Origin of the sequence: Allobosea sp., from assembly GCF_017308075.1 — a bacterium.
Taxonomy (GTDB): Bacteria; Pseudomonadota; Alphaproteobacteria; order Rhizobiales; family Beijerinckiaceae; genus Allobosea.
In genome coordinates this window covers 12093-26118 of record NZ_JAFKFX010000037.1, presented here as the reverse complement: position 1 = coordinate 26118, position 14026 = coordinate 12093, and the positions used below count along the sequence as shown (strand labels likewise).

At 66.9% G+C, this 14026-nt stretch carries 12 protein-coding genes; 8 read left to right on the top strand and 4 right to left on the bottom strand.

What is annotated here, in order from left to right:
* Positions 1-219 precede the first annotated feature (219 nt).
* Positions 220-654 (bottom strand): HIT family protein, encoded by a 435-nt coding sequence (locus tag J0J10_RS18930; protein ID WP_291648216.1) that lies wholly within the window; start codon positions 652-654, stop codon positions 220-222.
* 104 nt (positions 655-758) lie between these two features.
* Between J0J10_RS18930 and J0J10_RS18925 the strand changes: the two genes are divergently transcribed.
* The 3 genes from J0J10_RS18925 (at position 759) to fghA (ending at position 3273) form a co-directional block, all read left to right on the top strand.
* Positions 759-1058, top strand: a complete 300-nt coding sequence (locus J0J10_RS18925; protein WP_291642585.1) for a metal/formaldehyde-sensitive transcriptional repressor — start codon at positions 759-761, stop codon at positions 1056-1058.
* A 33-nt stretch (positions 1059-1091) separates the two neighbouring features.
* Positions 1092-2204, top strand: a complete 1113-nt coding sequence (locus tag J0J10_RS18920) for an S-(hydroxymethyl)glutathione dehydrogenase/class III alcohol dehydrogenase (RefSeq protein WP_291642583.1) — start codon at positions 1092-1094, stop codon at positions 2202-2204.
* Between the two features lie 229 nt (positions 2205-2433).
* Positions 2434-3273: an S-formylglutathione hydrolase gene (fghA, locus tag J0J10_RS18915; RefSeq protein ID WP_291648214.1), complete on the top strand. Its 840-nt coding sequence runs from the start codon at positions 2434-2436 to the stop codon at positions 3271-3273.
* 117 nt (positions 3274-3390) lie between these two features.
* On the opposite strand, the gene J0J10_RS18910 is transcribed toward fghA, so the two are convergent.
* A complete protein-coding gene (locus J0J10_RS18910; protein WP_291648210.1) occupies positions 3391-3990 on the bottom strand; it encodes a dioxygenase family protein in 600 nt (199 codons plus the stop codon).
* 261 nt (positions 3991-4251) lie between these two features.
* Here J0J10_RS18910 and J0J10_RS18905 point away from each other — a divergent pair, with 261 nt between their 5' ends.
* The 3 genes from J0J10_RS18905 (at position 4252) to J0J10_RS18895 (ending at position 9011) form a co-directional block, all read left to right on the top strand.
* A complete protein-coding gene (locus J0J10_RS18905; protein ID WP_291648208.1) occupies positions 4252-5925 on the top strand; it encodes a formate--tetrahydrofolate ligase in 1674 nt (557 codons plus the stop codon).
* Between the two features lie 279 nt (positions 5926-6204).
* Positions 6205-7050, top strand: coding sequence for an extracellular solute-binding protein (locus J0J10_RS18900; RefSeq protein ID WP_291648206.1), 846 nt, complete (start codon positions 6205-6207; stop codon positions 7048-7050).
* 224 nt (positions 7051-7274) lie between these two features.
* Positions 7275-9011, top strand: a complete 1737-nt coding sequence (locus J0J10_RS18895) for a sensor domain-containing diguanylate cyclase (protein ID WP_291648204.1) — start codon at positions 7275-7277, stop codon at positions 9009-9011.
* 102 nt (positions 9012-9113) lie between these two features.
* On the opposite strand, the gene J0J10_RS18890 is transcribed toward J0J10_RS18895, so the two are convergent.
* A complete protein-coding gene (locus J0J10_RS18890) occupies positions 9114-9860 on the bottom strand; it encodes a pseudouridine synthase (RefSeq protein ID WP_291648202.1) in 747 nt (248 codons plus the stop codon).
* Between the two features lie 459 nt (positions 9861-10319).
* Here J0J10_RS18890 and aroC point away from each other — a divergent pair, with 459 nt between their 5' ends.
* Positions 10320-11438, top strand: a complete 1119-nt coding sequence (gene aroC / locus J0J10_RS18885; protein ID WP_291648200.1) for a chorismate synthase — start codon at positions 10320-10322, stop codon at positions 11436-11438.
* A 207-nt stretch (positions 11439-11645) separates the two neighbouring features.
* Positions 11646-12926: a 3,4-dihydroxy-2-butanone-4-phosphate synthase gene (gene ribB / locus J0J10_RS18880; RefSeq protein WP_452116976.1), complete on the top strand. Its 1281-nt coding sequence runs from the start codon at positions 11646-11648 to the stop codon at positions 12924-12926.
* Between the two features lie 104 nt (positions 12927-13030).
* Here ribB and J0J10_RS18875 read toward each other — a convergent pair whose 3' ends face one another.
* Positions 13031-13960 carry a histone deacetylase family protein gene (locus J0J10_RS18875; protein WP_291648198.1) on the bottom strand — a complete coding sequence of 310 codons (930 nt, stop codon included), beginning with the start codon at positions 13958-13960 and terminating at the stop codon, positions 13031-13033.
* Positions 13961-14026 lie beyond the last annotated feature (66 nt).

The window sequence follows — 14026 nt, the reverse complement described above, 5'->3', positions numbered from 1 at the left end:
TCTCCGCCCTGCATCACGAGGCCGCGCGAACCCGGTTCGCGCGGCTTTTTTCGTTTCGACCAGCTATCGGGCTGGCGTTTCCGGAGCGGCTCGGGTCGGAAGGCCGGGTTCTTGCGGACTATAGCATCGGGCCGAAAAGTGGACTCCATTTTCGAAAATTCAGATGCGATAACAATGAGATAGATCGCCGTGACCGCGTCCGAACGGACGCGCGGCGATCTAAGGGGCGAGGCGCCTTCGCAAGGCCGCAGCGACCTCCTCCAGCTCCTGCACGGGCGGCTGCGCCGGCAGCGTGAAAGCCTCGATGCCCTGCTCGAGATAGACCGCCGAGGTGATGTCGTGCCGGTGATGCATCGGCACGATATGGGCATGGGCGTGGTTCACATGGATGCCGGTGTAGAGCATGGCGACCCGCTCGACCGGGTAGAGCGCCTTCATCTCGCGGGCGAGGCGTTGCGACACCGTCATGATCTTGCCGGCGAGCTCGGGCGGGATGTCCTCGAACCAGGGATAATGGGCGCGCGGGATCACCAGCGTATGGCCCGGCCGGACCGGATGGATGTCGAGAAAGGCGAGGACATCCTCGTCCTCATGAACGGCGTGGCAGGCGATCTCGCCGCGCGCGATCCGGCAGAACAGGCAATCATTGGTCATCCCGGCCTCCAGCCCAGCATCCGGCGCGCAGGTCCGCTGGCCGGGGAGAGTCCTATGATTGACATACTCCCCTAGAGTATTCTAGGCCTAGAGAATGAAATGCCATGCCGCATAGCCCGGAAGAGAAGAAGCGTGCTGTCGCGCGCCTGCGCCGCATCCGGGGGCAGGCCGAGGCGCTGGAGCGCGCCGTCGAGGCCGGCACGGATTGCAGCACGCTCTTGCAGCAGATCGCCGCGTTGCGCGGCGCGGCCAACGGGCTGATGGCGGAAGTGCTCGAAGGCCATCTGCGCGAGACCTTCGGCCAGGCGCGCGGCGGCTCGCCGGGCGGGCAGGGGGCGGCGGACTTCGACGCCGATGCCGAGATCGACGGCATCATCAGGACATTGCGCACCTATCTGAAATAGGCGCGCCGGGACCAGTTCAAGGAGGACATCAAGATGAAGACACGCGCCGCCGTCGCCTGGGAGGCCGGAAAGCCGCTGACCATCGAGACCATCGAGATCGGCGGCCCGAAGGCCGGCGAGGTGCTGGTCGAGGTGATGGCGACCGGCATCTGCCATACCGATGCCTATACGCTGTCGGGGCTGGATTCCGAGGGCAAGTTCCCGGCGATCCTCGGCCATGAGGGCGCCGGCATCGTGCGCGAGGTCGGCGCGGGCGTCACCACGCTGAAGCCGGGCGACCATGTCATCCCGCTCTACACGCCGGAATGCCGCAGCTGTAAGTCCTGCCTGTCGCGCCGGACCAATCTTTGCACCTCGATCCGAGCGACGCAGGGCCAGGGCCTGATGCCGGACGGCACCTCACGCTTCTCCTGCGATAGCGGCACCGTGTTCCACTATATGGGCTGCTCGACCTTCGCGAACTTCACCGTGCTGCCGGAGATCGCGCTCGCCAAGGTCCGCGAGGACGCGCCCTTCGACAAGATCTGCTATATCGGCTGCGGGGTTACGACAGGGATCGGCGCGGTGATCTACACCGCAAAGGTCTGGCCGGGCGCTAATGTCGTGGTCTTCGGCCTCGGCGGTATCGGCCTCAACGTGATCCAGGGCGCCCGCATGGTCGGCGCCGACAAGATCATCGGCGTCGACATCAACCCGGCCAAGCGCGCCATGGCCGAGAAGTTCGGCATGACCGACTTCGTCAACCCGCGCGAGATCGGCAACGACAAGGTGGTGCAGGCGATCGTCGACCTGACCGGCGGCGGCGCCGACTTCTCCTTCGACGCGACCGGCAATACCGATGTGATGCGCCAGGCGCTGGAGTGCTGCCATCGCGGCTGGGGCGAGTCGATCGTCATCGGCGTCGCCGAGGCTGGCAAGGAGATCGCGACGCGTCCGTTCCAGCTGGTCACCGGCAGGGTCTGGAAGGGCACGGCCTTCGGCGGCGCGCGCGGGCGTACCGACGTGCCGAAGATCGTCGACTGGTACATGGAGGGCAAGATCAACATCGACGATCTGATCACCCACAAGCTGAGTCTGGACGAGATCAACCATGGCTTCGACCTGATGCATGAGGGCAAGTCGATCCGCTCGGTGGTGGTCTACTGAGGCGGTCGTTCTTCCGCCGCATCGAGCGGGCAGCAAGGCGGTAGGGTCGGTCTTGAGCCGACCATCGTACAGAACGGTGCTGCCCGTCATGGTCGCCCTCGTGGCGACCATCCACGTTTTCGGTCGCCACAGGCGGTGGTCAAGACGTGGATGCTCGGGACAAGCCCGAGCATGACGCGAATGTGCCGCCGGTGGTCCGGCCGGCGATGAACGACCGAAAGGAATTGCGATGGAACTCGTCTCCTCCTCGAAGGCTTTTGGCGGCCAGCAGCGCGTCTATCGTCATGACAGCGCGGCCTGCGCCTGCCCGATGACCTTCGCGGTTTTCCTGCCGCCGCAAGCGGAGGCGGGCCCGGTTCCGGTGCTCTGGTATCTCTCCGGACTGACCTGCAGCCATCAGAACGTGATGGACAAGGGCGAGTACCGGGCGGCGGCGGCCGCCAACGGCGTCGCCATCATCTGCCCCGACACCTCGCCGCGCGGCGAGGGCTTGCCGGACGAGCCGGAGAACTGGCAGTTCGGCTCGGGCGCCGGCTTCTATCTCGACGCGACGCAGGCGCCCTATGCGACGAACTACCGGATGGAGAGCTATATCCGGGACGAATTGCCGGAGCTCGTCGCCCGCGAATTGCCGCTCGACATGTCCCGCCAGGGCATTTTCGGCCATTCCATGGGCGGGCACGGGGCGATCACGCTGGCGCTGAAGAATCCCGGGCGCTACGCCTCGGTCTCGGCCTTCGCGCCGATCAGCCAGCCTTCCACCGCCGGCTGGTCGCGGCCAGCCTTCGAGAAATATCTCGGCCCGGACGAGGCGGCGTGGCGCGGTTATGACGCGACCCTGCTGATCGCCGACGGGCATCGCATCAAGGAGCTGCTCGTAGACCAGGGCACCGCCGACGGCTTCCTGCAGGAAGGGTTGCGGCCGCAGCTGCTCGAACTCGCCTGCACCACCGCCGGCATTCCGCTGACGCTGACGATGCGGGAGGGCTACGACCACTCCTATAATTTCGTCTCGACCTTCATGGCCCAGCACATCGCCTGGCATGCCGAGCGGCTGACGGCCGGCTGAGGAACGCCGTCCCCGCTGCGGCCTCGCACGTCAGCGGTGCGGAACGGGAACGGCAGGGCTCACTGTTCGCGCGGCTTGTCCGGGATGAGAAACCCCTCGGCAAGGAGGCCGAAAACCTTAGCCACCCAGCACGAAATCGAAGCGGCCGAGCTGGCCGCCCTCGGCCGGGCGCAGTTTCATCAGCAGCCTTGAATCGAACAGGCCGTCGCGGCGATTGTCGGGCTCGTCCGGGAAATAGAGCTGCGTCGTCAGCACCGGGCTCTGCGCGCCGCCGCGCAGCTTGACGTGGAGATGGCGGGTGCGGCCGGGATAGAGCCCGGGCGCCCGGGTGATGAACTGATAGCGGCCCTGCTGATCGGCGAAGAGATGGCCGCGAAAGCGGAAGCCGCGATTATCGTATTGGCCGGTCGGATCGGCCTGCCAGAAATCGAGCAGCGCACCGGGGACCGGCCGGCATTGCCGCGTCAGCACGAAGCCGCTCAGGACGAGCAGCTGACCTGTCCCATCCTCGCGCAGATCGGAACGCTCTGGCGACGACGGGGTGAAATAGGGGCCTTCGGTCTGGCGCGGGGTCGCGGCGGCCTGGCCGTCGCAGGCGGGAGTCGCCGGCAGCTCTGCGCCTTGCGCGAGCGCTTCGGGCGGCAGGGCGAGGCTGGCGAAGCCCGCGGCCGACAGGCTCGCGATGATGAGGTCGCGGCGGCTCGGTGCTGCGGTCATGGTCTGCTCTCTCCCATTCGCTGGTCTGCGCCGTTCTTGAATCCACACCGTTCTTGCCGGGCAGCTTCGGGCAGATTTCAGGCAGAGCGCATCTGGCTCGCCGAACTGTGATGCGCGGTGCCGCTCGGCATCTGCCCACCACGCGGGTCGGGTCGGGTCGCGGACGCGCGCGCTGGCGGCGGCCGCGCTTTTTCGGCACAGTCGCGCCAAGGGGAATCGGCCGGCAAGGCGTCCCGTTCGAGACAGTATCAAGGGGACGACATGCCGACCGATATCGAGATCGCCCGCAAGGCGAAGCTGCAGCCGATCGGGGCGATCGCCGCCAAGGCCGGCATCCCGGACGCGGCATTGCAGCCCTATGGAAAATACATCGCCAAGGTCGATACCGGCGCGATCGCCGAGTTCACTTCGCGGCCGGACGGCAAGCTGATCCTCGTCACGGCGATCAGTCCGACGCCGGCCGGCGAGGGCAAGACGACGACCACGGTCGGTCTCGGCGACGGGCTGTCTCGGCTTGGCAAGCGCACCATGATCGCCCTGCGCGAGCCCTCGCTCGGTCCCTGCTTCGGCCAGAAGGGCGGCGCCGCCGGCGGCGGCCATGCCCAGGTCGTGCCGATGGAGCAGATCAACCTGCATTTCACCGGCGATTTCCACGCCATCACCAGCGCGCATAATTTGCTCGCGGCGATGCTCGACAATCATGTCTACTGGAGCAACGAGCTCGGCTTCGATGCCCGTCATGTCGCCTGGCGCCGCGTCATGGACATGAACGACCGGGCGCTGCGCAGCGTGGTCTCCTCGCTCGGCGGGGCGAGCAACGGCTTCCCGCGCGAGGACGGCTTCGACATCACCGTCGCCTCCGAGGTGATGGCGATCTTCTGCCTCGCGACAGATCTGGCCGATCTCGAGGCGCGGCTCGGGCGCATCGTCGTCGGCCGCCGGCGCGACAAGAGCCCGATCACCGCAGCCGATCTCAAGGCGGCGGGCGCGATGACCGTGCTGCTCAAGGACGCGCTGATGCCGAACCTGGTGCAGACACTGGAGGGCACGCCGGCCTTCGTCCATGGCGGGCCCTTCGCCAATATCGCCCATGGCTGCAATTCGGTGATCGCGACGCGCGCCGCGCTCAAGCTCGCCGACTATGTCGTGACCGAAGCCGGCTTCGGGGCCGATCTCGGGGCCGAGAAGTTCTTCGACATCAAATGCCGCAAGGCCGGGCTGAAGCCCGATGTCGCCGTGGTGGTCGCGACCGTCAGGGCGCTGAAGATGCATGGCGGCGTCGCCCGCGACGCGCTCTCGGCCGAGAACCTGCCGGCGCTCGAGGCAGGTCTCTCCAATCTGGCGCGGCATGTCGACAACCTCCGCAAGTTCGGCGTGCCGCCGATCGTCGCGATCAACCATTTCGTCAGCGATACGCCGGCCGAGCACGCGCTGATCCAGAATTTCTGCCGCAACCATCTCGGCGTCGAGGCGGTGATCTGCCGGCACTGGGCGCAAGGTGGCGCCGGCACGGAAGAGCTCGCCGCCAAGGTCGCGGCGCTGGTCGAGAGTGGCGAGGCCGATTTCGCGCCGCTCTATCCGGACGCGCTGCCGCTGCGCGAGAAGCTCGAGAAGGTGGCGCGCGAAATCTACGGTGCCGCCGGCATCTCGGCCGATGCCCGGGTGAGCGCGCGCTTCGCCGAGCTCGAAGCGGCCGGGCATGGCGACCTGCCGGTCTGCGTCGCCAAGACCCAGTACTCCTTCTCTGCCGATCCGACGCTGCGCGGAGCGCCCTCCGGCCATACCGTGCCGGTGCGCGAACTCAGGCTGGCGGCGGGTGCCGGCTTCGTGGTGGCGATCTGCGGGGACATCATGACCATGCCGGGCCTGCCACGGCAGCCGGCGGCCGAGCGCATCCATATCGACGCGAACGGGCAGATCGAGGGGCTGTTCTAGACTTCGTTCGGCGTCCGGACATGGCGATGCGATCGCGCTCTCCCTGAGCCCGCCGGGGGCGTCGGCTATGCGGGGTCTGCGTTCGTAGAGGACGCAATGGCGCGGCAGCGATGCAGCTGGCCGGGCAGCCCCGTCGGATCAAGTTGAGTGGCGATCACAGAGCGGCAGCCCGCCGCAGCGTTTTGAACTCGCCATCGTTATATTCATCCGTATATAACGATTGAGGTTTCGGGGTCGGGATTCCGCGACTGCCGGGTACCGGCGTATGAGGATGAATTGATGATACCTGCCTCTGCCTTTTCCAAGCCGCTCGCCACGCTCGGGTTAGTCCTGTCTCTCTCGGGTGGGATGGCGTCCGGAGCATCCGCGCAGGACCGCGATCTCGTGCTTTACGGCGCCGGCAGTCTGCGCGACTCGATGGCGGAGATCGCGGATCTGTTCAGTGCGGGGCATAAGATCCCGGTCAAAACCCAATTCGGTGCCTCCGGCCGCATGCGCGAGCGGATCGAGACCGGCGAAGCCGTCGATGTCTTCACCTCGGCGGATATCGGCCATCCTCGCAAACTCGTCGCGGACGGCCGGGCCACGACCATGGCCATGTTCGCGCGCAACACCCTGTGCCTGCTGGTCCCCGAGCGGATGGGGAACCTGCAGAGTGCAGACGCGCTCGGCACACTCCTGAAGGAGGATGTGAAGGTCGGCGTTTCGCCGCCGAAGATCGACCCGCTGGGTGACTACACGGTTCGTCTGATCGATGTCGCCGAGCAACGGCGCCCGGGCGCGCGGGCCTCGATCGAGAAGCGCACGACCATCCTCGACAACCCGCCCGGCGCGCCGGCGGCGAAGTCGGGCGATTATGTGCTCGACGCCCTCAATGCGGGGCGTGTCGACCTCGCCGTGGTCTACTGCTCGGGGCAGCGTCGCTATGCCAAGCTCAGCACGGCGGTCCGCATGGTCGCGTTTCCGGCTGAGCTTGAGGTCGGGCCCGAATACGGCCTCGCCGTCGTGAGCAACACGCCGCAGGCCATGCAGCTGGCTCTGGCCATCCTGTCGCCACAGGGCCAGGCGGTTCTGGCGAGCTATGGCTTCAAGCCGGTCGGACTTCCCCAACCCGCCAAGCCCTGACGACTGCGCTCGCGGGAACGAAGAGACCGCAAGTCAGCTTCTCTTCGTTCCGGCAGCGGTCCCCTTCGCAAGAGGGGCTCCGCATTCCGGTCCGATCTTCCTGCCTGGTCGCCGGTTGCCTCCTGCGACCCTGCGTCAACAAAACATAAACCATATCGTCGCAATGATCCTATTCCGCTCCTTCCGAATCCCCGGAAAGGCGCGTGGTCGGAGGTCTTTGCCCTATGCGCTTGCTCGATGCCTGGCGCAGCTCCGGTCTGAAGGGGCGCGTTCTGGCCCTCGTGCTGGCGACGATGGTCGCGATCGCCCTGCCGGCCTCGGGCATCTTCCTCTGGATCGTCAACGGCACGGTGGTGAAGCTCGGCACGCTCTTCGCCGAGAAGCAGATCCTGTTCGACCGTTTCCGTGGGCTTGAGGCCCTGATGCGCGAGGTTTCGCTGGCCGAGACCGTGGCGCGCGCGCCGGTGATCGTCGAATGGGCGCAGGACGAGCGTGACCCGGAAAAGGCCAGGCGCGGCCTCGCCGAGCTGGAGCACTACCGGCTGTCCTTCAATGATCGCAGCTATTTCGCGGTCGTCGACAAGAGCGGCAACTACTATTTCAACGACAAGGACAACAGCTACGAGCACAACCGGCTGCGCTACGCCGTCTCGCCGGACGCGCCGCAGGACGCCTGGTATTTCAAGACGCGCGCACTCGGCAAAGGCTGCCATCTCAACGTCAATCGCGACGAGACGCTCGGTGTCACCAAGGTCTGGATCAACTGCATCATCCAGAAGGACGGGCAGGTGCTCGGGCTTATCGGCACCGGCGTCGACCTCACCCAGTTCATCAGGGAGGTCGTCGAGTTCCCGCAGACCGGCGTGCAGAGCATGTTTGTCGACCTGCAAGGGGCGATCCAGGCGCATCGCGACCCGCGCGTCGTCGACTTCCACAGCCTGACCAAGGACATCTCGGCGAAGAAGACGATCTTCAACCTGCTCGACCGCGAGACGGATCGCGTGGCGCTGGCAGAGATGATGAAACAGGTCTCGCGTGGCGACGTGCTCGTGCTCTCGCGCTTCATGCAGATGGAGGGGCGCGAAGTGCTGGTCGGCGTCGGTTTTCTCGACCGGCTGGGCTGGTTCAACGTCACTGTGATGGATGTCGACGCGATCATCGACCGCAAGCTGTTCATGCCGCTGGCGGCCCTGATCGCCGCGATCCTGCTCGCGGCCGCGACGCTGATGACCCTCCTGTTCAAGCGCAAGGTGCTCGACCGGCTCGCCTGGGTCGAGCAGGGACTGGCGCGGCTGCGCGGCGGCGATTTCAAGGCGACTGCGCGCGAGGACGGTCATGACGAGATCGCCCGCCTGGCGCACGCCTTCAACGAGATGGCGCAGGCGGTCGGCGACAATACCGGGCGGCTCGAAGCGATGGTGCGCGAGCGCACCGAGCAGCTGGAACGCCTGGCGCAGTACGACCCGCTGACATCGATCCTGAACCGGCGTGGCTTCGACCACGCCTTCGCGCGCGAGCAGAACCGAGCCCGGCGTGAGGGCAAGCCCTGTGGCCTGCTGATCGTCGATCTCGATCGCTTCAAGCGCGTCAATGACGAGCACGGCCACCAGGGCGGCGATGCGGTGCTGGTCGCCTGCGTGCAGCGCATGTCGTCGGTGCTGCGCAATTACGATGCTTGCGCCCGCTGGGGCGGCGACGAGTTCATCCTTTTGATCAGTGGCTGCGATGTGCCGGCGCTGTCGGCGATCGCGGCCAAGCTCGGGGCCAATCTGCGCGATGCGCCGGTCCCGTTCGCGGATGGCCGGATGGTCGCGGTGACGGCCAGCATCGGCGCGGTGCTGGTCGGCCAGGATGAGAGCCTGTCCGATGCCGCCGCGCGAGCGGATGCGGCGCTCTACGAGGCCAAGCGCAATGGTCGCGATCGCTTCGTGCTGCACAAGACGCCATTGCGGGCGGCGTAGCCCTCCAGGACACCGGACCGAGAAGCGAGATCCAGTTTTCGGGTGCAACCAGTGCAACGCGGTGAAGCCGCCGCAACGGAGCTGAAGCCAGGGAAGGGCAGTTCAGGGATTGCCGAGCGGCAATGTGATCTCCTCGGGCCGCAAGGGCCGCACCGCGCCCTTGGCGAGGTCGCCGAGCGGCAGGGCGCCGATGCCGATCCTGACGAGGCGCTGCACCTTGGCTCCGGCCGCCTCGACGATGCGCCGGATCTGCCGGTTGCGGCCTTCGTCGATCACCATCTCGATCCAGGCATTGCGCCGGCCATGGCGCAGCAGCGTCGCGGCCCGGGTCGTGAGGCGTTCCTCGCCGTCGAGGGCGCCGGCACGGAGCCTGGCCAGCATCGCCTCGTCGGGCACGGTGTCGATCTGGACGTGATAGGTCTTCTCGACGCCGGAGGCGGGGTCGAGAATGGTCTGCGCCCAGCGCGTGTCGTTGCTCATCAGCAGCAGGCCCTCGCTCGCCTTGTCGAGCCGGCCGACCGGGGCGAGGAAGGGCAGGTCGAGCCCATCGAGGCAGGCATAGACGGTTTCCCGTCCTTCCGGATCATGGCGCGTCGTCACCATGCCGCGCGGCTTGTTCACCATCAGATAGACGCGCTGCTCGGCTGAGACCGCCTCGCCATCGACGGCGATCCTGGCGAGGCCCATGTCGAGGCGCAGCGAAGGGTTTCGGGCGGGCCGGCCATCGACGCGGACGCGGCCGTCGAGGACCAGGCGCTCCGCCTCGGTGCGCGAGCAATAGCCGAGCTTGGAAAGGGCGCGCGCGAGGCTGACGAGACCGGCCGGGCCGGGGTCAGATCGTCTGGTCATGGTCGGAGATTCCAAAGGGAGGGCCGGCTTTGCGCCATGGCGTTCCCTTGCGAAGCACCAAGGCCCTCATGGAGCGGCCGTGCCGCGCGGGAGCGCGTTGCCGGCCTTATCATCGCGGGGGAGCGGTGCTGTTCTGAAAGGCGCCGCGCAGGCGCCGTGGCCGACCGCAAGACCACATTCCCCGAACCTGCGGCTGCGCAGGGTCCGGGGCTAGGTGCCCGCGATGATCACGCTCCCGGGGCGCCAGGAGCGTGACAGAGTGCAGATGCTGCGCTTCATCGCGCCTAGAAAACGGCTGAAGCCGAGGCTGTCAATGCTCCCTGTTGCCGCGCCGCACTACCCTGCTGACGCGGGGCCGGCTTGACGATGCGCCCGTTTCGGCGTGTCGCAACGGGAGCGAGGGTTTCGCGCCGCCGCAATCCGGCCTATGAGCCGAAGGCGAAAACACGTCGGGTTCCCATGTCGCACAACAGTTTCGGCCATCTCTTCCGCGTCACCACCTTCGGCGAAAGCCATGGGCCAGCCATAGGCTGCGTCGTCGATGGCTGCCCGCCGCTGATCCCGATCACCGAGGCGGAAATCCAACTCGAGCTCGACCGGCGCCGTCCCGGCCAGTCGCGCTATACGACCCAGCGCCAGGAGCCGGACGAGGTCCGCATCGTCTCCGGCGTCTTCACCGACGAAGCGAGCGGCGAGCAGGTCACCACCGGCACCGCGATCGGGCTGATGATCGACAATGTCGACCAGCGCTCGAAGGATTATTCCGAGATCAAGGACAAGTACCGGCCGGGCCATGCCGATTTCACCTATGACGTGAAATACGGCATCCGCGACTATCGCGGCGGCGGGCGCTCTTCGGCGCGCGAGACGGCGATGCGGGTCGCGGCCGGGGCAATCGCCCGCAAGGTCGTGCCCGGCCTCAAGGTCCGTGGTGCGCTGGTGCAGATGGGCCCGCACAAGATCGACCGCGGCAATTGGGACTGGGAGGAGGTTTCGCGCAACCCGTTCTTCTGCCCCGACGCCAAGGCCGCCGCCTTCTACGCCGATTATCTCGACGGCATCCGCAAATCCGGTTCCTCGATCGGCGCGGTGCTGGAGATCGTCGCCGAGGGCGTGCCGGAGGGGCTGGGCGCGCCGATCTACGGCAAGCTCGATGCCGATATCGCCGCGGCGCTGATGAGCATCAACGCGGTCAAGGGCGTCGAGATCGGCGAAGGTTTCGGCGCCGCCGAACTCTCCGGCGAGGACAATGCCGACGAGATGCGCGCCGGCAATGACGGCAAGCCCTTGTTCCTGACCAATCATGCCGGCGGCATCCTGGGCGGTATCTCGACCGGCCAGCCGATCGTCGCGCGCTTCGCGGTGAAGCCGACCTCCTCGATCCTGTCGCCGCGCGCCACCGTGACGCGCAGCGGTGGCGAGGCCGAGATGTTCACCAAGGGGCGCCACGATCCCTGCGTCGGTATCCGGGCCGTGCCGGTCGGCGAGGCGATGGTCGCCTGCGCGCTGGCCGACCATTATCTGCGCCATCGCGGCCAGGTCGGGGTGGTGGAGCCGCGCTGGCCGTTCGGGCGCTAGAGCCGCCCGCTTCTCGGCCGTCATTCCGGCCGCAGCGAAGCGGAGCGCCGGAATCCATCGTAGAGTGCGACGCCCTCCGATGGATTCCGGATCTGCGCCGCTCTACGGCTTGTCCGGAATGACGATAGCAATGCCTGGTTTTCAGTATCACTGAAATTTGTGTAACGGTTCATTGCGAGCGAAGCGCTGGCGTATTAGATTGACGCCATGAAACTCGACGCTTGGCTCCAACAGCAGAAGATCGGCCGCAGTGCCTTTGCGCGCCAGGCAGGCCTGTCGCCCGCGAGCGTGACCGCGCTCTGCAACGACCCCGATGCTTGGATCTCGCGCGAGAGCGCCGAGCGCATCGCCGCCGCCACCGGCGGTGCCGTCACCCCCAATGATTTCCTGGGCCTGCAGGGCCCCCGCGAGGCCGCCATGACCCAGAGCAATGTCGCCGAGACCATCGAAGCCTTCGCGCGCGGCGAGATCGTGATCGTCACCGATGACGACGACCGCGAGAACGAGGGCGATCTCATCGTCGCAGCCTCGCTCTGCACGCAGGAGAAGATGGCCTTCATCATCCGCAACACCTGCGGCATCGTCTGCGCGCCCCTGACCGGCGACGAAGCCCGCCGTTTGCGGCTCGACCCGATGGTCTCCTCCAACGACGCCCCGCTCGGCACCGCCTTCACCATCACGGTCGACGTCAAGCACGGGCTGACCACCGGCATCTCGGCCGAGCAGCGCAACAACACGGTGCGCGCGCTGGCCAACGGCAATATGGGCGCCGCCGATTTTGTCCGCCCGGGCCATGTCTTCCCACTGATCGCCAAGGAGGGCGGCGTGCTGATGCGCTCCGGCCATACGGAGGCGGCCGTCGATCTCTGCAAGCTCGCCAATCTGCCGCCTGTCGGCGTGATCTGCGAACTCGCCAACGATGACGGCACGGTGATGAAGGGGCCGCAGATCGCCGCCTTCGCCGAGAAGCACAAGCTGAAGCAGATCACCGTCGCCGACCTGATCGCCTATCGCCAGGCGCGCGAGAAGCTCGTCGAGCGCGTGCACTCCTTCCCGGTCAAGACCGAGTTCGGCGAGATGACCGGCCATGTCTATGTCACGCGCTTCGACGACACCCAGCATTTCGCCTTCGTGATGGGCAAGCTCGGCGATGGCGAGAAGGTGCCGGCCCGGCTGCATCGCGCCAATGTCGTTGCCGACGTGCTCGGTGGCGCCTCCTCGATCCAGTGCGCGCTGCGCCGGTTCCAGAAAGAGGGGCGCGGCGTGCTGGTCTATCTGCGCGACGGCTCGGCCGGCGTGCCGATCAAGAGCGTCGAGGAAGGCTCGGACGCAGTGCGCTTCCAGCAATGGCGCGAGATCGGCCTCGGCGCCCAGATCCTGCGCGATCTCGGCGTCGCCTCGATCGTCAACCTTGCCTCGACCTCGCGCTCCTTCGTCGGTCTCTCCGGGTTCGGCATCGAGATCGCCGAGACCGAGCCGCTGGAATAGAGCTTCGCGCTGTCGTCATTGCGAGGAGCATGACAGCGAAGCAATCCAGGAGGGCTCGCTCTGCCGCCCTGGATTGCTTCGCTGCGCTCGCAATGACGGGAACGTCACCCCCGCATCAGCGCCATGACATGCGCGGCCACCGATTTCGACAGGCCCTCGAGATCGTAGCCGCCTTCCAGGATCGAGACGAGCCGGCCGCCGGCATGGCGGTCGGCGAGTTCCATCAGCTTCTGCGTCGCCCAGGCGAAGTCCTGTTCCTTCAGGTTGATATTGGCGAGCGGGTCGCGCCAATGCGCGTCGAACCCGGCCGAGACGATCACGAGATCCGGCTGGAAGGCTGCGATCGACGGCAGGATCGCGCTCTCATAGGCATCGCGGAAAGCATCGCTGCCGTCTCCCGCGCGCAAGGGGGCGTTGACGATGGTGCCGTGCTCGCCGCGCTCGGAGGCTGCGCCGGTGCCGGGAAACAGCGGCATCTCGTGGATCGAGGCGTAGAGCACGCTGGCATCGTTCCAGAAGATCTCCTGCGTGCCGTTGCCGTGATGGACATCCCAGTCGAGGATCGCGACCCGTTCGGCGCCATGAGCCTTCTGCGCATGCCGGGCGGCGATCGCGGCATTGTTGAAGAAGCAGAAACCCATGGCGCGCTTGCTCTCGGCATGGTGACCGGGCGGACGCATGGCGCAGAACGCATTGGCGGCGCGCCGGGTCATGATCTCGTCGACGGCGAGCACGGCGGCGCCGACCCCGTGCAGTGCAGCCGAGAGCGAGCCCGGCGACATCGTCGTGTCGGCATCGAGTTCGACGAGGCCGTCCCGCGGCGCAGCGGAGACGACGCCTTGCACGAAAGAGGCGGGATGGCAGAGTTCGACCTGCGCCAGCTCGCCCTCGGGGGCGGTGACACGCTGCAGGGTCGCGAAGCGCTCGTCCTCGAGCGCGCGCTCGACGGCGCGAATCCGGTCGGGGCGTTCGGGGTGGCCGGTCGGCGTGGCATGCTGAAGGCTGGAGGGGTGGCTGATCAGGAGCGTGGTCACGCGGAAGGCTCTCCAAGGGTATCTTTGGGTCAATCGGCGCCGGCAAGCGTGACCATATTGTCACTG